13 protein-coding genes and 1 riboswitch are annotated in these 17,974 nt (G+C 65.1%); of the genes, 3 read left to right on the top strand and 10 right to left on the bottom strand.

Annotated elements, in window-relative coordinates; all coding sequences use genetic code 11:
- Nucleotides 1–631: 631 nt before the first annotated feature.
- Genes greA through carA form a run of 3 tightly spaced genes read right to left on the bottom strand, consistent with a single transcriptional unit; the run spans nucleotide 632 to nucleotide 5,538 of the window.
- Nucleotides 632–1,111: a transcription elongation factor GreA gene (gene greA / locus VGM61_RS00735; RefSeq protein ID WP_331520780.1), complete on the bottom strand. Its 480-nt coding sequence runs from the start codon at nucleotides 1,109–1,111 to the stop codon at nucleotides 632–634.
- On the bottom strand, nucleotides 1,108–4,335 hold the full coding sequence (gene carB, locus VGM61_RS00730; RefSeq protein ID WP_331520779.1) for a carbamoyl-phosphate synthase large subunit: 3,228 nt from the start codon (nucleotides 4,333–4,335) through the stop codon (nucleotides 1,108–1,110). The genes greA and carB overlap by 4 nt, the downstream gene beginning before the upstream one ends.
- A 60-nt stretch (nucleotides 4,336–4,395) precedes the next feature.
- Complete coding sequence (gene carA, locus VGM61_RS00725; protein WP_331520778.1) at nucleotides 4,396–5,538, bottom strand: glutamine-hydrolyzing carbamoyl-phosphate synthase small subunit; 1,143 nt, start codon at nucleotides 5,536–5,538, stop codon at nucleotides 4,396–4,398.
- 158 nt (nucleotides 5,539–5,696) lie between these two features.
- Between carA and VGM61_RS00720 the strand changes: the two genes are divergently transcribed.
- On the top strand, nucleotides 5,697–6,419 hold the full coding sequence (locus VGM61_RS00720; protein ID WP_414694769.1) for a 2OG-Fe(II) oxygenase: 723 nt from the start codon (nucleotides 5,697–5,699) through the stop codon (nucleotides 6,417–6,419).
- A gap of 43 nt (nucleotides 6,420–6,462) precedes the next feature.
- Here VGM61_RS00720 and VGM61_RS00715 read toward each other — a convergent pair whose 3' ends face one another.
- From VGM61_RS00715 to hrcA, 6 genes are all read right to left on the bottom strand, one after another.
- The gene (locus tag VGM61_RS00715; RefSeq protein WP_331520777.1) at nucleotides 6,463–7,467 is read right to left on the bottom strand and encodes a sodium:calcium antiporter; all 1,005 of its coding nucleotides are present in this window, start codon (nucleotides 7,465–7,467) and stop codon (nucleotides 6,463–6,465) included.
- Nucleotides 7,468–7,568: 101 nt separating this feature from the next.
- Nucleotides 7,569–7,681, bottom strand: a riboswitch (yybP-ykoY riboswitch).
- A 50-nt stretch (nucleotides 7,682–7,731) separates the two neighbouring features.
- Nucleotides 7,732–8,526 (bottom strand): 4-hydroxy-tetrahydrodipicolinate reductase, encoded by a 795-nt coding sequence (gene dapB / locus VGM61_RS00710; RefSeq protein ID WP_331520776.1) that lies wholly within the window; start codon nucleotides 8,524–8,526, stop codon nucleotides 7,732–7,734.
- Nucleotides 8,527–8,587: 61 nt separating this feature from the next.
- On the bottom strand, nucleotides 8,588–9,706 hold the full coding sequence (dnaJ, locus tag VGM61_RS00705; protein ID WP_331520775.1) for a molecular chaperone DnaJ: 1,119 nt from the start codon (nucleotides 9,704–9,706) through the stop codon (nucleotides 8,588–8,590).
- A 116-nt stretch (nucleotides 9,707–9,822) separates the two neighbouring features.
- Nucleotides 9,823–11,742, bottom strand: coding sequence for a molecular chaperone DnaK (dnaK, locus tag VGM61_RS00700; RefSeq protein ID WP_331520774.1), 1,920 nt, complete (start codon nucleotides 11,740–11,742; stop codon nucleotides 9,823–9,825).
- 97 nt (nucleotides 11,743–11,839) lie between these two features.
- A complete protein-coding gene (gene grpE, locus VGM61_RS00695) occupies nucleotides 11,840–12,385 on the bottom strand; it encodes a nucleotide exchange factor GrpE (protein ID WP_331520773.1) in 546 nt (181 codons plus the stop codon).
- A gap of 87 nt (nucleotides 12,386–12,472) precedes the next feature.
- Nucleotides 12,473–13,531 (bottom strand): heat-inducible transcriptional repressor HrcA, encoded by a 1,059-nt coding sequence (hrcA, locus tag VGM61_RS00690; protein ID WP_331520848.1) that lies wholly within the window; start codon nucleotides 13,529–13,531, stop codon nucleotides 12,473–12,475.
- A 164-nt stretch (nucleotides 13,532–13,695) separates the two neighbouring features.
- On the opposite strand from hrcA, the gene recN reads away from it, so the two are divergent.
- Nucleotides 13,696–15,363, top strand: coding sequence for a DNA repair protein RecN (gene recN, locus VGM61_RS00685; protein ID WP_331520772.1), 1,668 nt, complete (start codon nucleotides 13,696–13,698; stop codon nucleotides 15,361–15,363).
- Here the strand turns inward: recN and VGM61_RS00680 are convergent.
- Nucleotides 15,360–15,986 (bottom strand): response regulator transcription factor, encoded by a 627-nt coding sequence (locus tag VGM61_RS00680; protein ID WP_331520771.1) that lies wholly within the window; start codon nucleotides 15,984–15,986, stop codon nucleotides 15,360–15,362. The two genes, recN and VGM61_RS00680, sit on opposite strands and share 4 nt — an antisense overlap.
- Nucleotides 15,987–16,045: 59 nt before the next feature.
- On the opposite strand from VGM61_RS00680, the gene VGM61_RS00675 reads away from it, so the two are divergent.
- On the top strand, nucleotides 16,046–17,647 hold the full coding sequence (locus tag VGM61_RS00675) for an MASE1 domain-containing sensor histidine kinase (RefSeq protein ID WP_331520770.1): 1,602 nt from the start codon (nucleotides 16,046–16,048) through the stop codon (nucleotides 17,645–17,647).
- The last annotated feature ends 327 nt before the right edge of the window (nucleotides 17,648–17,974 follow it).

Raw genomic sequence — 17,974 nt, 5'->3', positions numbered from 1 at the left:
GCTCGCCTTCGGCATTGCCTGAAACTTGGGCTCGGACGTGTCCGCAGGAGCCGGGGGCTATCAGCCTCGTCGCTCCGGTTACACCGGCGCTTGGGGGAAGAGGCCGCTGCGCGGCTTTTTCTGATGGCTTCGCCCCGGCGCGCCCGCGCTGCGGGCGGGGGTTTTCGAGGCGGCCTGCGGCCTGGGCGAAAACGACCGGCCAAGGCCGGTCCCCTGCGGGCCTGGTCCGCCCGCAGCGCTCGGTTCCACAAGTCGCCGACGAGGCTGATAGCCCCCGGCTCTGGACAAGACCGAGGCAGCATCGGGGGAGAGCGTGGGCGGGGCCTGAAACAGCCCTCCCCTCGCGAACCTCAACGTGCGGGATAGCTGGCGGGCCATGGCGGCTGGCGCTCCCTGCGGAGGCGAAGGGCTTCGGTCGGATCAGGCCCGTCAGGGGGCCGGCCATGGACGGCCGGCCGTTTTCGCTGAGCCAGGATGGCGAATCGAAAACCCCCGACCGAAGCCCGTCCCGATGGGGCGCAGCCATAAGAAAAAGCCGCGCAGCGGCCTCCTCCCCCGAGGGTCGCCGCAGCTAGGAGCGCCAGCCGCCATGGCCCGCCGGCTCTTCCGCCACGCGCGAAGTGCGCGAGCCTCAGGTCTCGTAGCGAACGCCGGTGATCTCGTAGTGCTTGACGCCGTTGGGTGCGGTGAATTCGAAGCTGTCGCCTTCGACTTTGCCGATCAGGGCGCGGGCAATCGGCGACGACACTGCGATCAGCTGCTTCTTGATATCGGCTTCCAGGTCGCCAACGATCTGGTAAGTCACTTTGTCGCCGCTGTCTTCGTCTTCAAGATCGACGATGGCGCCGAACACCACCTTGGCGCCGGCTGACAGGCGCGAGGTGTCGATGATGTCGGCCATGGATAGTGCGCCTTCGAGCTCGTTGATTCGGCCTTCGCAAAAACTCTGCTGCTCACGTGCGGCGTGGTACTCGGCGTTTTCCTTCAGGTCGCCGTGGGCACGTGCCTCGGCAATGGCTGCGATGATGCGCGGGCGATCGGACGACTTCAGCCGTTCGAGTTCGCCGCGCAGGCGCTCGGCGCCTTTCTTGGTCATCGGTGCGCGACTCATGCGTTCAGTTCCTTGTGCAGTTCCTGCAGGCTGTGCACGCTGCCGGCCCCGTGGAAGTCCAGCGAATGCACCAGCGCACGCGCGCCTGCCACAGTGGTTGAATAGGTGACGCGGTGCTGCAGGGCCTCGCGCCGGATGGAGAAGGAATCGGAGATGGCCTGCTTGCCCTCCGTGGTGTTGACGATATAGACGATCTCGCCATTCTTGATCAGGTCGACGATGTGCGGGCGGCCCTCGAGCACCTTGTTGATGCGCTCGCAGTCCACGCCATGGGATGAAAGGAACGATGCCGTGCCCTGCGTCGCCACCAGGGTGAAGCCGCGGCGGATCAGTTCCTGGGCAATGGGAAGCAGGCGGTCTTTGTCGGCGTCGCGCACTGAGAGGAATACCTTGCCCACGGCGGGTTCGCGGATGCCGGCGGCCTCATGGCCGCGCGCAAACGCCGCGCCGAAGGTGCGGCCTACCCCCATCACCTCACCGGTCGAGCGCATCTCGGGGCCGAGGATCGGGTCGACATTCTGGAATTTCAGGAACGGGAAGATTGCTTCCTTCACCGAGTAGTACGAGGGGATGACTTCGCGCATCGTGCCCTGGTCGACGAGCGAGCGACCAGCCATGGCGCGGGCGGCAATCTTGGCCAGCGATACACCGGTGGCCTTGCAGACGAACGGCACCGTGCGCGAGGCGCGCGGGTTCACTTCAAGGATGAATACCTCGTCGCCCTGGATGGCGAACTGGGTGTTCATCAGGCCAACGACCTTCAGTTCACGCGCCAGCAGCTTCACCTGGCGACGCATTTCATCCTGTACTTCCTGGCTGAGCGAATAGGCCGGCAACGAGCATGAGGAGTCGCCCGAGTGAACGCCGGCTTCCTCGATGTGCTCCATGATGCCGCCGACCAGCACGTTGCCCTCGGCGTCGGCAACGATGTCGACGTCCACCTCTACCGCGTGGTCGAGGAAGCGGTCGAGCAGTACTGGGGAATCGTTCGAGACCTTCACCGCGTCGCGGATGTAGCGGGAGAGGTCTGCATCGCTGTAGACGATTTCCATGGCTCGGCCGCCGAGCACGTAGCTCGGGCGCACCACCATCGGGTAGCCGATGTCGCGGGCCAGGGCCAGCGCCTCGTCGGCGGTGCGGGCGGTGCGGTTGGGAGGCTGACGCAGCTTTACGCGCTCGATCAGCTGCTGGAAGCGCTCGCGGTCTTCGGCGAGGTCGATCGAATCGGGGCTGGTACCGATCACCGGGGCGCCGGCGGCTTCCAGTGCACGCGCCAGCTTCAGCGGGGTCTGTCCGCCGTACTGCACGATGATGCCCTTTGGCTTCTCAAGGTCGACGATTTCGAGCACGTCTTCAAGCGTTAGCGGCTCGAAGTACAGGCGATCGGACGTGTCGTAGTCCGTGGAGACCGTCTCGGGGTTGCAGTTGATCATGATGGTTTCGAAACCATCCTCGCGCAGCGCCAGCGAGGCGTGCACGCAGCAATAGTCGAACTCGATGCCCTGGCCGATGCGGTTCGGACCGCCACCAAGCACGATGATCTTGTCGCGGCCGGTGGGCTGGGCCTCGCATTCCTCCTCGTAGGTGGAATACATGTACGCGGTGGTGGTGGCGAATTCCGCGGCGCACGAATCCACCCGCTTGTACACCGGACGCACGCCCAGGGTATGGCGCAGGTGGCGCATGGTGTTTTCGTCGCCATCGACGAGCTCGGCCAGGCGCGCGTCGGAAAAGCCCATGCGCTTCAACTCGCGCATGCGCGGCGCGTCGAGGCTGGTAACGCCAAGGCGCTGCACCTCGCCCTCGGTCATCACGATGTCCTCGAAGGCGGCGAGGAACCATGGATCGATGTGGGTGAGTTCGTGCACTTCCTGCAGCGACAGGCCGGCGCGGAAGGCATCGGCTACATGGAACACGCGGTCCGGACGCGGCTCGCGCAGTTCGCGCTTGAGGGTCAGAAAGCCTTCCTCGCTGCCGATGTCCAGGCCCGTGGGGTTCAGGCCTGTCTTGCCGATCTCCAGGCCACGAAGCGCCTTTTGCAGCGACTCGGAGAAGCTGCGGCCCATGGCCATCACTTCGCCCACCGACTTCATCTGGGTGGTCAGGCGGGCATCGGCGGCGGGGAACTTCTCGAACGCAAAACGCGGGATCTTGGTGACGACGTAATCGATGCTCGGCTCGAAGGACGCCGGGGTGAGGCCGCCGGTGATGTCGTTCTTCAGTTCATCGAGCGTGTAACCCACCGCGAGCTTGGCCGCGATCTTGGCAATCGGGAAACCAGTGGCCTTCGACGCCAGGGCCGACGAGCGCGACACGCGCGGGTTCATCTCGATCACCACCACGCGGCCATCGCGGGCGTTGATGCCGAACTGCACGTTGGAACCGCCGGTATCCACGCCGATCTTGCGGAGCACCGCGATGGAGGCATCGCGCAGGCGCTGGTATTCCTTGTCGGTCAGCGTTTGCGCGGGGGCCACGGTGATGGAATCGCCGGTGTGCACGCCCATCGGGTCGAAGTTCTCGATCGAGCAGACGATGATGCAGTTGTCCGCCTTGTCGCGAACCACTTCCATCTCGAATTCCTTCCAGCCAAGGACCGACTCTTCCACCAGCACTTCGTGCACGGGGGAGAGTTCCAGGCCGCGGCCGACGATGTCGATGAATTCCTCGCGGTTATAGGCGATGCCGCCACCGGAACCGCCCAGGGTGAAGCTGGGGCGGATGATGGTGGGGAAACCCACGGTGGCCTGGATCTCGTGCGCCTGCTCCATCGAGCGGGCGACGCCGGCCTTGGGACAATCCAGGCCGATGTCGGCCATGGCGTGGCGGAACAGGTCGCGGTCCTCGGCCATGCGGATGGCATCGCGCGAGGCGCCGATCAGTTCGACGTTGTACTTGTCGAGCACACCGTGGTCGGCGAGGTCGAGTGCGCAATTGAGGCCTGTTTGTCCACCCATGGTGGGAAGCACCGCATCCGGGCGCTCCTTCTCGATGATGCGCTCGACCGTCTGCCAGTTTATCGGCTCGATGTACACCGAGTCGGCGGTGTCGGGGTCGGTCATGATGGTGGCGGGGTTTGAGTTCACCAGCACCACGCGGAAACCTTCCTCCTTCAGCGCCTTGCAGGCCTGGGCGCCGGAGTAATCGAACTCGCACGCCTGGCCGATCACGATGGGACCGGCGCCGATGATGAGGATGGTCTTGATGTCGCTGCGCTTTGGCATGGTGTGCTTTATCTCCGGGCGTGGTGGCGGTGGTTTTGCGAGGCGGCGCGCATTTGCGTCTTACCCGGCCTTGTCGCGCGCGGCCTTGTCCATCAGGTCTATGAAGCGGTCGAAGAGGTAACCCAGGTCGTGCGGGCCGGGAGCCGCTTCCGGGTGGCCCTGGAAACAGAAGGCAGGGCGATCGGTGAGCGCGAAGCCCTGCAGCGATCCGTCGAACAGCGAGGTGTGGGTGACCTTGGCATGCGAAGGCAAGGTCGAGGCGTCCACCGAGAAGCCATGGTTTTGCGAGGTGATCAGCACGCGGCCATCGTCATGGTCTTTCACCGGATGGTTGGCGCCGTGGTGGCCGAACTTCATTTTCATCGTCTTCGCGCCGATCGCCAGGCCCATCACCTGATGGCCCAGGCAGATGCCGAAGGTGGGCACGCGGGCTTCCAGCACCTGGCGCGTGGCCTCGATCGCGTAATCGCAGGCGGCCGGATCACCGGGGCCGTTGGACAGGAACACGCCGTCAGGCTGCATGGCCAGCACGTCGGAAGCCGGTGTCTGGGCTGGCACCACGGTGACCTCGCAGCCGCGCGCAGCGAGCAGGCGCAGGATCTGGCGCTTGGTGCCGTAGTCCCAGGCAACGACCTTCAAACGCGAGGGCACGCTGTGGAAGGCGGTCGTGTCCAGGTCGTAATGGCCGTCGGTCCAGACAAAGGTTTTCGTCGTGCTGACCACCTTGGCCAGGTCCAGGCCGTTCAGGCCCGGGAAGGCGCGCGCCTTCGCAAGCGCGGCATCGGCGTCGATGGCATCACCGGCTACGATGGCGCCGGCCAGGGCGCCCTTCTCGCGCAGGATGCGGGTGAGGCGCCGGGTATCGATGCCGGCGATGGCCACGATGTTGTTGCGTGCCAGGTACGAGGGCAGGCTTTCCTCGCTGCGCCAGTTACTGGCCAGGCGGGGTACGTCGCGGACGATCAGGCCGGCTGCATGCACGCGATCGGATTCGGCATCGGCCTCGTTCACGCCGGTGTTGCCGATGTGGGGGTAAGTCAGGGTGACGATCTGCTGGGCATAGGAGGGATCGGTGAGGATCTCCTGGTAGCCCGTCATGGCGGTATTGAAAACCACCTCCCCGACCGTCTCGCCGTGGGCGCCGACGGCATGGCCGTGAAAAATGCTGCCATCTTCGAGGGCAAGCAGAGCGGGAGTAAGCATGGGACCGCCTTTTAGGTGCAGCAAGGTCCGCAAGCCTGCCTGGGGCGGCTTGAGGACCTGGGGAAGGATGTTGCTTGGGCGGGTGCAAATGATACGTTCCCGGGCCATTTCTGTCCACCGCGCTTCAAGCCGCTTGCAGGCCAGCTGCTGGCGTTACAATGCGCCCGAAGCGCACTGCCGGTACCTCGATGAACGCCATCCTGCTCGACCCTGCCCGTCTGGATCGTCCCGATACCACGCTGCGGCACGACCCGTTTCCGTTCATGATTGCCCATGGCCAGCTGCCTGAAGAAGCCCGCGCCGAGCTCGACCGGGACTTCCCCAGGTACTCCAGTGCCGGGTTTTTCCCCTATGACGCCAGCGATTGCGGTCCGGCGGTCAATGCGCTGATCGACCGCATGACCTCCGGGGACTTCGCCGATGCCATCGGCAAGCGCCTGGGAATAGACAGCCTTGGCCAGTACCCCACCCTGGTCACCCTTTGCCGGCTTTTGAACAAGCGCCACGGCACCATCCACACCGATTCGAAAAGCAAGGTAGCCACCGCGCTCATCTACCTCAACGCGCAATGGCCCGATACCAGCGATGGCTGCCTGCGATTCCTGGGCAGGATCGACGACATCGACAGCATGGTTTCGCCGGAACTCAAACCCCTGTACGGCGAATTCGCCGTGTTCAAGCGCGCTGAAAACTCCTTCCACGGCCACCTGCCCTACGAGGGTGAGCGACGCGTCATCCAGGTGGCCTGGCTTACCAGCGAGGAAGAAAAACTCCGCAAGACCAAGCGCGGCAAATTCAGCCGGGTATTCAAGAAGATCTTCGGCTCGCTGGACAAGAAGATAGGCGCCGGACGCGATCGCAACGCTTCGCACCCGGACTGATCCTTCGGCGCCGGTCGCACGTCCAACAGCCGACCGGCAACCGTCAGTGCGACAGATACCAACCGGCGAAGACGGCAAACACGCCATACAGCAAGCCCACCGGCATCAGCCACCGGGCGTTTACCGCGCCGCGCCGGAACATCACCCACAGCGCGATCACCGCGATCATCGTCACCACGCCTGCCGCCATCAACGGCACGTCGAACAGCCATGGCGTGGCAAACAATGCAAGGGAGCTGGGGATGGTCGCCTGGATCATCATCGCGCCGGAAATGTTGGCAAGCGCCAGGCGTTCCTTGCCCTGCCGCACCCAGATCACCGCATTGACCGTTTCGGGAAGCTCCGTGGCCACGGGGCTTAAGACCAGCGCCACCAGGTGCGGCGAAAGATGCAGCGCTTCGCCGATAGCCTCGAGCTGGCCGACGAACACCCGCGATGCGATGGCGATCACGGTGAGAGCGAGCACCGCCTGGAATGCCACCCAGGCCATGGACGGATCGACATCGCGCGGACGGAATTTCAGCGGTTCGAGTTCCTCATCTTCCGGCGCCGTGTCGTCGTCACGCATCTCGCGCCACACGTATCCCGCGTAGGCCGCCAGGAACACCACGCCCAGCCACGGCTTGATGGCGAAAGCCACCAGCCCCAGGCCGCACTTGACGATGAAGATCGCCAGGAACCATGACTGGTCGCGCGCCAGGCGCCGGTTGTTCACCCGCAATAACTGGTCGGGACGGGCGAGCTTGCGGCGGCAACTCCACAGCGAGATGCCGACCACGGCGTAGGCGATGGTGGCCAGCACCAGCGGGCCACCCAGCGCGGCGCCAACGCCGATGTCACGGGCTTCGGGCGTTTTCCCGAACACCACGGCGACGAAGGTAACGGCGCTTTCAGGCAACGCGGTACCGAAGGCCGCAAGCACGGTGCCGGTGGCCGTGGCCCCGAGCTTCAACTTGCGCCCGAACCATTCGATGCCGTTGACGAAGTATTCGCAGGCGAGGTAGATCGCCACGGCAGCGCCAAGGAAGAGCGCGAGGGTAGTCAGCATGGAGTTCTACTTCGCCGGGCGAACGCTCAAGGACCGATGGCACAACGACGCGGTTCGCCCGGCAAGGGTGAACACGTCGATGGCCAAAGGTCTCGCCGGGCGGGCCGCCGGAATACCGGCAGCTGCTGTTCGCGCCATGCGGCAAGCCGCAAGTGTGTTGACGCGAACTCCTCAGGGGATCAGAGGATGGCTACTCCCCAATGACATCGGCGGGGAGGTTAGCGGGGTTGATTCCCCGTGGCAACCGTAAGGCACGCCCCAGGTTCAGCCGCCGCCGATGACATGGTCGATGGTCCAGGCTCCCGGAGCGCGGCCGGTCAGCCACTTGGCCGCTTCCAGGGCGCCACGGGCGAAGATCGTGCGGTCAGTAGCCCGGTGACCCAGTTCCAGGCGCTCGCCGCCAGACATCAGCCAGGCCGTGTGCTCGCCCACGATGTCGCCGCCGCGGACCACGGCAAAGCCGATCGTGCCGTCCTTGCGAGCCCCTGGGCGCCCCTCGCGTGCGTACACCGCGGCATCGGCCAGGGTCGTACCCCGTGCGCCTGCAGCAGCTTCACCGAGCGCCAGGGCGGTACCGGAAGGCGCATCTTCCTTGCGGCCGTGATGCGCCTCGACGATGTCCAGGTCCCAGTCGGGCAAGGCGGCGGCAGCTTCCTTCAACAAACGGGTGAGCACCGCGATGCCCAGGCTGAAATTCGCCGCGCGGAGAATCGCGATGCGTTCGGCCGCGTGCACCAGGCGGGCCTCCAGGCCGGCATCGATACCGGTGGTGCCCGTTACCAAGGGAATACCGTGGGCCTGGCAATGATCCAATGCCGAAGCGAGCCCCGCCGGGCCGCTGAAGTCCACCACGATATCGATGCCTGTGGCGTCGTGCCAACCGCTGACGTAGCGCAAGGTGGCACCGGGCTCACGCACCGCCTTGCCTTCGTGCGCGGAGCCCGCGGTCACCAGGGTACGCGCCAGTTCGAACCGGGTGTCCTGGCCCACCAGCGACACGAGCGCCCGGCCCATGCGCCCTGAAGCGCCGTTGATGGCAATGCGGATCGGTCGGGTCATGCGCGGTAAATCCTGGCCAAATGAAAACGGGTGGCCTTTGCCACCCGTCCAGTGTGCCGCGTCAGGAGGTGACGCGCGACCAGAATTGCTTCACGCCGTCGATAAAGTTGCTCGACCGCGGGGTATGTTGCCCTACTTCGGCGCTTTCGAAGGTGGCTTCCAGTTGCTCGAACAACTCGCGCTGTTCGCGTGTCAGGCGTACGGGTGTCTCCACCACCACGCGACAGACGAGGTCTCCCGTGCGTCCGCCACGGACGGACTTCACACCACGACCGCGCAACTTGAACTGGTGGCCCGTCTGCGTTTCCGGCGGCACCGCGATGGGCACCTCGCCATCGAGCGTGGGCACCTGCAGTTCCGCACCGAGGGCGGCCTGCGAGAACCGGATCGGCACTTCGCAGAACAGGTCGCTGCCTTCGCGCTGGAAGATCGCATGCTCCCTGACGCGCACTTCCACGTAGAGGTCGCCGGCGGGCGATCCGGCAGGGCCTGCCTCACCCTGGCCGGTGAGGCGAATGCGGTCGCCGGTATCCACACCGGCGGGGATACGCACGCTTAACGTGCGTTCTTCCTGCAGCAACCCCTCGCCATGGCACTTCTTGCAGGCCTTCTCGATCGCCTGGCCGCTGCCACTGCAATGTGGGCAGGCCTGCTGGATGGAGAAGATGCCGTTCTGCATACGCACGCGGCCGTGGCCGGCGCAGGTTTTGCAGGTGCTCACCTTGCCGTCTTCCGAGCCCGATCCATTGCAATGCTGGCAGTTCACCTGCGTGGGGATCTGGATCTTTTTCTCGATGCCGAAGACAGCCTCTTCAAGATCCAGGTCCATCATGTAGCGCAGGTCGCTGCCGCGGCGCGCGCGCTGGCGCCCGCCGCCGAAAATATCGCCAAAGATATCGCCGAAGATGTCACCGACGTCGCCAAAGCCAGCGCCGCCGCCACGGCCGAAGCCGTTCTCGAACGCCGCATGGCCATGCTGGTCGTACATCGACCGCTTCTGCGCATCGGAAAGTACTTCGTAGGCCTCCTTGGCCTCCTTGAACTTCTCCTGGGCCTGCGGATCGTCCGGGCAGCGGTCGGGATGGCACTTCATGGCCACGCGACGAAATGCCTTCTTGAGCTCAGCTTCAGTCACCGTGCGCTCGACGCTCAGCACTTCGTAGTAGTCACGCTTGCTCATTGGTTCGGTAATCCATATGCGCCAATGCGCCGGTCAAATGCCGCAAGGTGCGAAAAGCGGCGAATCATAACGGTTCAGCGGACGGCGATCACTCGCCGTCCGCTCAGACAGGCTGCTTACTTCTTGTCGTCTTTGACTTCGGTAAATTCCGCATCGACCACGTCGTCGGGCTGGGCCGAGCCGCCACCCGGGGCCGACTGTGCCGACTCGGGTGTGGGGCCTGCCTGCGCCGCGGCGTAGAGCGCCTGGGCAACCTGCTCGAGCGCGGTGATCTTCGACTCGATCAGGTTCTTGTCGTCACCTTCCTTGGCTTTCTCAAGATCGGACACGGCGCTGTCGATGCCGGCGAGCTGGTCGGCCGGGATCTTGCCGCCGTGTTCCTTCAGCGCACTACGCGTGGAATGCACCAGCTGGTCGGCTTTGTTGCGCGTGCCTACCAGTTCCTGGAACTTCTTGTCTTCCTCGCGGTTGGCCTCGGCGTCTTCCACCATGCGCTTGATCTCGTCGTCGGACAGGCCGGAACCGGACTTGATCTCCACGCGCTGTTCCTTGCCCGTCTTCTTGTCCTTGGCGGACACGTGCAGGATGCCGTTGGCATCGATGTCGAAGGTGACGTCGATCTGCGGCTGGCCACGCGGGGCGGAATCGATGCCGGCCAGGTCGAACTTGGCCAGCGACTTGTTGAAGCGGGCCTGGTCGCGCTCGCCCTGCAGCACGTGCACGGTGACAGCTGTCTGGTTGTCGTCGGCGGTGGAGAAGGTCTGCGAAGCCTTGGTCGGGATCGTGGTGTTCTTCTCGATCAGCTTGGTGAACACGCCGCCCATGGTCTCGATGCCCAGCGACAGCGGGGTGACGTCCAGTAGCAGGACATCCTTCACCGTACCGCCCAGCACGCCACCCTGGATGGCGGCGCCCACGGCGACGGCTTCATCGGCGTTCACATCCTTGCGCGGTTCCTTGCCGAAGAAGTCCTTGACCGCTTCCTGCACCTTGGGCATGCGGGTCTGGCCGCCGACCAACAGCACTTCGTCGATGTCCGAGACGCGCAGGCCCGCGTCATTCAGGGCCGTGCGGCAGGGATCGATGGTGCGCTTGACGAGGTCTTCGACCAGCGCCTCGAGCTTGGCGCGGGTGAGCTTGATGTTCAGGTGCTTCGGGCCCGACGCATCGGCCGTGACGTACGGCAGGTTCACGTCGGTCTGGTGCGAAGAAGAAAGCTCGATCTTCGCGCGCTCGGCGGCATCCTTCAGGCGCTGCAGGGCAAGGTGATCCTTGCGCAGGTCGATGCCCTGCTCCTTGTTGAATTCGTCGACGAGGTAGTCGATGACGCGCTTGTCGAAATCTTCACCACCCAGGAAGGTGTCGCCGTTGGTGGCCAGCACCTCGAACTGCTTCTCGCCATCGACTTCGGCGATCTCGATGATGGACACGTCGAACGTACCGCCGCCGAGGTCGTACACGGCGATCTTGCGATCGGCACCCTTCTTGTCCAGGCCATAGGCCAGCGCCGCCGCGGTGGGCTCGTTGATGATGCGCTTGACGTCGAGGCCGGCGATCTTGCCGGCGTCCTTGGTGGCCTGGCGCTGGCTGTCGTTGAAGTAGGCAGGTACGGTGATCACGGCTTCCGTGACCGCCTCACCGAGGTAGTCCTCGGCAGTCTTCTTCATCTTCATCAGCACTTTGGCCGAGATCTCCTGCGGCGCCATCGTCTTGCCGTCGCCGGTCTGGACCCAGGCGTCGCCGTTGTCGTGCGCGGCAATGCCGTAGGGAACGATGTCGAGATCTTTCTGAACTTCAGCATCGGTGAACTTGCGGCCGATCAGGCGCTTCACCGCGTAGAAGGTGTTCTTGGGATTGGTGACGCTCTGGCGCTTGGCCGGCGCGCCCACCAGCACTTCGCCGTCCTTGGTGAAGGCCACGATGGACGGCGTGGTGCGGTCGCCTTCGGAATTCTCGATCACCCGTGCGGTCGAGCCGTCCATGACGGCGACGCAGGAGTTGGTCGTACCAAGGTCGATACCGATGATCTTGCCCATGTTTCATTGCTCCGGATTTCAAGGCGGCCCCCGCGGCCGCGACTAGGTCAAATAAGTGGGGCCCGAGCCCCTCGATTCAATGCTTTAGCCTGACGGCCTATTCCGCGTCCTTCGCCACCGCCACCAGTGCAGGGCGCAGCAGACGGTCGTTCAGCACGAAGCCTTTCTGCAGCACAGCCACCACCGTATTGGGCTCGAACTCACGCGACTGGACCATGCTCATGGCCTGGTGGTGGTCCGGGTTGAACGTCTGGTGGAGCGGATCGATAACCTTCAGGCCATGGGTCTGGCCGAGCTTGTCCAGCGACTTGAGGGTGAGCTCCATGCCTTCGCGCAGGGTTGCTGCGTCTTCGGTCTCGATCGCCAGGCCCCGGTCCAGCCCGTCGAACACGGGCAGCAGGTCGGCCAGGATCTTCTCGTTGGCGAAGCGGCGGGCCTGGTCGAGGTCCCGCTGCAGCCGGCGCCGCTGGTTTTCGATCTCGGCCCGCTCACGAAGGACGATCTCGCGCATTTGCGCCAGTTCGCCTTCGGCCTGGACCAGGCGGATGGTGAGCGCCTCGATCTCGGCGTTGCGCTGGTCGCCGCCGGTGGCCGCGCTGTCTTCCGGCGCCGGGTTCGGCGCGTGCGGGTCGGTGTTTTGCATGCTGACTCCAAATGTCGACGTAAAAAACCACGGGCAATACCACCCGGGTATGAACATTCGCGGTAAAAAAACCGCCTCCCGCGGCGGTTATGAGGCCGTCGCCGCCCGATTCAAGGCATCGGAGAGCAAACTGGCCGTTGCCTGGACCACGGGAATGACGCGCTCATAGGCCATACGGGTGGGGCCGATGACGCCTACAGCGCCCAGTACCCGGCCCTGAGCCCCGTAGGAGGCGGTGACCACGCTGCAACCGTCGAGAGCCGAAAAGCCTGACTCTTCGCCGATGAAAAGTCGTACACCAGGCGCCTTGGCGCATACCTCCATCAGTTGCAGGAGGTCGCGTTTCTGCTGGAAGGCGTCGAAAAGGTCGCGCAGGCGCTCCATGTCGGCCAGTTCCGAATACCCCATGAGGTTGGTCTGGCCGGTCACCAGTACATCGGCCGCCCCTTCCGGCGCGAAGGAGGCCGCCGCCAGCTCCACGGTGCTGGAAAGCAACCGGTTCAGTTCACTGCTGGCCGCGCGCAGCTCACCCAGCAGGAAACTGCGGATGTCGTCGATGCGAAAGCCGGCGAACTGATGATTGAGGTAACGGGCGGCTTCCTCGAGCTGGCCCGGCGAGAGCGGCTGGGTGAGCTGGACAATGCGGTTCTGCACGTGGTTGTCGGAAAACTGCAGGATCACCAGCACCCGCTCGTCGGGCAATGCCACGAAATCGATGTGGCGCAGCGGGAAATCGGCCTGCCTTGGCACGCTGACCACGCCGGCGAAATGGGTCATTGCCGATAGAAGGTTCGATACGTTGCCCAGGAGATCGCGGGTGGTGGTCTGCTGAGGCGGCAGCTGCCGTTGCAGGATCACCATCTCCTCGCGTGGCAGCGGCTTCAGTTCGATCAGGCTGTCGACGAACAGGCGCAGGCCGCGCGGCGTGGGAACGCGGCCGGCGGAGGTATGCGGCGAGGACACCAGCCCTGCTTCTTCCAGGTCCGCCATGATGTTGCGGATGGTGGCCGGGCTCACTTCCAGGCCCGACGACCGCGAAAGGGTGCGTGAGCCTACCGGTTCCCCATCCACCAGATACTGGGCGATCAGCGTCCGGAGCAGCCGGCGCGCCCGCGCATCGAGTTCGGTACCTTCAGGCGGGATGATGGACACGGCGTTGGCGGTTATCTGGCATCGGAGGGATGAATCAGCTGACTGCGCATCAATAAGGCCGAAGCGAAAGACTTGCAATAGGCCTGGGCATTGTCGCATTCCGTGCGACGGGAAGGCAGCTACAATCGGCGCAACCCCCACGGCCGTGCCCCTCGCCCATGCTGACATCGCTCTACGTTCGCCAGTTTGCCGTGGTCGAGGAAGCGGAAATCGCCTTCGGGCCGGGGCTTACCGTGGTCAGCGGCGAGACGGGCGCAGGCAAGTCCCTGCTGGTGGATGCACTGATGTTGCTGGCCGGAGGGCGTGCCGACAGCGGCATGATCCGCGCCGGCAGCGACCGCGCCGAGCTATCGGCCGAGTTCGACCTGGCCGCCCTGCCCGCGGCCCTCGCCTGGCTGCGCCAGGAAGAACTCGACGATGGCGAAAGCTGCCAGCTGCGCCGGGTGATCCGCGACGGCAGTTCGCGGGCATGGATCAACGGCCGGCCGGCAAGCCTGGCCCAACTATCGGAACTTGCCACCCAGGTGGTGGAGATCCACGGCCAGCACGAGCACCAGGCGCTGCTCTCGCGCAGCCACCAGCTCGCCCTGCTCGACGCCTACGCCGGCAACGAAGGGCTCCTGGCCGATGTGACGGCCACTGCCGGTGCCTGGCGCGAGGCCGGTGCACGCATCAGGAAGCTCTCCGGTGGCGACGACCGCGAACATCGCATCGAGATGCTCGGCCACGAGACGGCCGAGCTTGAGCGATGGGCGCTGGATCCTGCAGCCTTCGAAGAACTCGAAGCCAGCCATCGCCGCCTGGCCAACGCCGGGCGGCTGGCCGAAGGCGCTTCGGCCGTGGTCGAGTTGATCGACGGCGAGAGCGAACTGGCGATCGGCCGCGCCCTGCTGCGCGCGCAACTGGAATTGCAACGCCTGGCGGAGATCGACCCCCGCCTGGCGCCGCAGGTGGAACTGGTCGACAACGCGCAGATCCAGCTCGGCGAAGCCGTCGATGCCCTGGGACGCTACGCCCAGGACGTCGAACTCGACCCCGAGCGCTTCGCCGAAAGCGAGCAGCAGCTTTCGCGCCTGCACGAACTCTCCCGCCGTTACCGCCTGCCGATGGCCGAACTCGGTGCCAAGGCCCTGGAACTGCGCGAGGAACTCACCGCGCTTGAAGGCGCGGGCGAGGTGCTGGAAAACCTCGGGCACGAACGCGACAGGCACCTGGCCGCCTGGACCGCCGCTGCCGCATCTCTATCGAAGGCACGCCGGGCCGCGGCCACCCGGCTGGGCGAGGAAGTCACCACGCTCATGGCCGGGCTGGGCATGGCCGGTGGCGTGCTGCGCATCGACCTCAGCGACGAAAGCGGCGCGGATCCCGATCCACAAGGCCGTGAGCGCTGCGAGTTCCTCGTCAGTGCCAATCCCGGCCAGCCGCCCCGTGCCCTGCGCAAGGTGGCTTCGGGCGGCGAGCTCGCACGCATCAGCCTTGCCATCGAGGTAGCCACCCTGGGCAACGACACCATCGGCTGCATGGTTTTCGACGAAGTGGACACCGGCATCGGCGGCGCCGTGGCCGAAGTGGTCGGCCAGAAACTTCGCGCGCTGGGCGAGCGTTGCCAGGTGCTCTGCGTCACCCACCTGCCTCAGGTGGCAGCTCAGGGCCATGCACACCTGCGCGTGTCCAAGGCCACGGATGGAACGTCCACGCGCACCGAAGTCGAGGCGCTGGACACCGCAGGCCGCCGCGAAGAACTCTCGCGCATGCTTGGCGGCGTTGAGATCACCAAACAGACCCGTGCCCATGCCAAGCAGATGCTCGACAGCGTCAAGGGCTAGCCGGTAAGGCCGCGCTCGCTGGCCATGCGGTAGAGGTCAAGTTCCGATCCCGCTCCGAGCTTGTTCATCACGCTGGCGCGGTGGATATATACCGTTTTCTGGCCGATCCCCAGGGCCGCGGCCACTTGCTTGGGCGCCCTGCCCGACGCCAGCAGCAGGAATACTTCGCGCTCGCGGGCGGTCAGGCGATTGATCGGATCGAGTGTTTCCGGCGCCCGTCCGGCGCGCTTTTCCTTCAGGTCAGAGCTTAGGTATTCCTCGCCACGCAACACCGCGCGCATGCCCGCCACCAGTTCTTCGGGCGCCACGCCCTTGGTGACATAGCCCGACGCACCACGGCGCAGGGCCTCCGAAACGTAGGGCTCGCCATCGTGCATGCTCAGTACCACGATGCGCGTGTCAGGCGCCACGCTGCGCAGGTGCTCGATCAGCGGCAGGCCACTGCCGTCAGGCAGGGAAAGATCAACCGCGACGAGGTCCGGGCGGTGCAGGGCTACCGCCTCCACGGCTTCATCGGCGTTGCGGCACTCGGCGATGACGTCGAGGTCCGCCTCCATGTCGATGAGGCGCTTGAACCCTTCGCGCACGATGGCGTGGTCATCGACCAGGACGATGCTGTACATGTCTGTACTTTACGCAGGTTCTCCTGCCGACGCGAATATCCTCAAGTAAGATCGCCACCATGCGCGCGAATCGATCCTGGGCCAGCTCCGGCCCCTTCCTTGGCCTGGTCTACTTCCTTGCCTGGGTGGCGTTGTGGCCCGGCCACCAACCCTATTGGGTGCTGCCCTTCGGCTTCCGCTTCGGCGTGTTGTTGCTTTCGCGCAACCGCGCATGGCCATGGATCATCGGCGCGGAACTCGCAGCCAGCGCGTTCTGCGACTGGCACGCGGGCAGCCATTTCGGAATGCTCGGGTTCGTCGCCGGCGACGTGCCCGAACCTTTGATCGTAGCGTTCACCCTGTGGCTGCTCCGCCGAGCCCACCTGCATGCCAGCCTTGACGATCCCGACGGCGTTGCCCGCCTGCTGCTTTCGGCCATGCTCACCGCGCTGGCAGCGACCGTGGGCAACGCCACCATCCTTGCCGCGCTGCATCCGGCATCGGCCTTCCAGGCCCTGACCGACGCACTGGGCAGCGACCTCCTGGGCAACTATCTGGGCGTGCTGCTGGTGGTGCCGGTACTGGTACTGCTGGTGCGCGAGCGCCCCGGCCGCCAGGCCATGGCAGCGCTTGCCATCGACGGGTTGCTGGTGCTCTTGCCGGCGCTGGCGATCCTCATCACGCTTACCGAATACTCCCCGCACGCCCAATACGCCCGCGTGCTGTCGCTGGCGCCGGGTCTGTTCTTCGCCTTCCGCCATGGCTGGCGCGGCGCCACGCTGTCGATGCTGATCATCAGCGTGGGCCTGAACCTTACCGAGAGCATGACCGGCATGGGTGCTCCCACGGCGGCGGCCCATTTGTTCATTGCGGTGGCGGGCACCGGTACGCTGATGCTGGGCGCTGCCACCGACGCCCTGCGCCGCAGCAGCGAGCGCGTGGCCCAGCAGAATTCCCATCTGGCAGAAGCCAACCGCCGGCTCGACAAGCTGGCCCGGCAACTGCGTGACGCCGCCCGCGGCAACCTTCAGGCGGAAGAAACCCAGCGCCGGCACATGGCCCGAGAACTACATGATGAGCTGGGCCAGAACCTCACCGCCATCCAGACCCACCTGAAGCTCGCCCAGGGGCGCTTGCGTGATGCCGGCCTGGACGACATCAGCATGTCGATCAACGGCATCCTCGGCTTCATGCGCCGGGCCCTGCACCGCATGCTCGATAGTTTGCGCCCGTCGGTGCTGGACGAATTCGGCCTCGACCGGGCACTGGACGAAGGCCCTCTACGGGACATGCTGGCCGCCGCAGGCGTGGCCTATCACTTCGACATGGTGGGCGACCCCCGCACCCTCGACGACGACACACGCACCGCGATCTACCGCATCGTCCAGGAGAGCGCGACCAACGTGGTCAGGCATTCGCATGCCCAGAACCTGCTGGTACGCCTGCGCATCGGTCAACGGTCGGGAAGCACCCTGGCGATCCTGAGCGTCCAGGACGATGGCCAGGGCTTACCCCCCGAGCCGGTCTTTACCGGCGGCCGTGGCCTGAAGGGTATGCGTGACCGGATCACGGCGCTCAGCGGCAGCTTCCGCATTCAGCCTTCAGTTAAAGGCTTGCATTTCAAGGTTTTGCTACGCAGCGACGGCATAAACGTGAAGCCGGCCCCAGACAGCATCGTGTAGGAAAAACCTTATAGGAAATATTCCGATACCGGGAAAGTGAAGAGGTCGTTAGGATGCCGCCATCGATGTGGGGGAGCCACTGTCGAAAGACAGTGAGCCCAGGTCGCTCGTGGGGACGGGCGATCTGATGAGGCGACAGGATGTCAGCCTCGCCGGTGAAGTCGGCCGCCGACGCGAACGAGCAACTCGTTTGCAATGGCGCTGGATATACCGGACAGCCGTTGGTGGGCAGGAGCCCGCTGGCGGCTTTTTTTTTTGCGTGGCGTCTGGGGGTGAGGGGCGGGAGCGACGGGGGGTGACCCTGGTCGCTAAGTCCTCGTCGGGCTT

The sequence above is a fragment of the Pinirhizobacter sp. genome (assembly GCF_036499745.1).
Taxonomy (GTDB): Bacteria; Pseudomonadota; Gammaproteobacteria; order Xanthomonadales; family Rhodanobacteraceae; genus Pinirhizobacter.
The sequence above is the reverse complement of the archived record's forward strand: the minus strand, read 5'-3'. Positions and strand labels throughout refer to the sequence as shown.

What these genes read in the sequence shown, in the direction of transcription:
- VGM61_RS00715 (WP_331520777.1), bottom strand. Translation starts at nt 7,467, where the DNA reads ATGCTGACTACCCTCGCGCTCTTCCTTGGCGCTGCCGTGGCGATCTAC.
- VGM61_RS00680 (WP_331520771.1), bottom strand. Translation starts at nt 15,986, where the DNA reads ATGTACAGCATCGTCCTGGTCGATGACCACGCCATCGTGCGCGAAGGG.
- greA (WP_331520780.1), bottom strand. Translation starts at nt 1,111, where the DNA reads ATGAGTCGCGCACCGATGACCAAGAAAGGCGCCGAGCGCCTGCGCGGC.
- dnaK (WP_331520774.1), bottom strand. Translation starts at nt 11,742, where the DNA reads ATGGGCAAGATCATCGGTATCGACCTTGGTACGACCAACTCCTGCGTC.
- VGM61_RS00675 (WP_331520770.1), top strand. Translation starts at nt 16,046, where the DNA reads ATGCGCGCGAATCGATCCTGGGCCAGCTCCGGCCCCTTCCTTGGCCTG.
- carA (WP_331520778.1), bottom strand. Translation starts at nt 5,538, where the DNA reads ATGCTTACTCCCGCTCTGCTTGCCCTCGAAGATGGCAGCATTTTTCAC.
- dapB (WP_331520776.1), bottom strand. Translation starts at nt 8,526, where the DNA reads ATGACCCGACCGATCCGCATTGCCATCAACGGCGCTTCAGGGCGCATG.
- VGM61_RS00720 (WP_414694769.1), top strand. Translation starts at nt 5,697, where the DNA reads ATGCGCCCGAAGCGCACTGCCGGTACCTCGATGAACGCCATCCTGCTC.
- dnaJ (WP_331520775.1), bottom strand. Translation starts at nt 9,706, where the DNA reads ATGAGCAAGCGTGACTACTACGAAGTGCTGAGCGTCGAGCGCACGGTG.
- carB (WP_331520779.1), bottom strand. Translation starts at nt 4,335, where the DNA reads ATGCCAAAGCGCAGCGACATCAAGACCATCCTCATCATCGGCGCCGGT.
- recN (WP_331520772.1), top strand. Translation starts at nt 13,696, where the DNA reads ATGCTGACATCGCTCTACGTTCGCCAGTTTGCCGTGGTCGAGGAAGCG.
- grpE (WP_331520773.1), bottom strand. Translation starts at nt 12,385, where the DNA reads ATGCAAAACACCGACCCGCACGCGCCGAACCCGGCGCCGGAAGACAGC.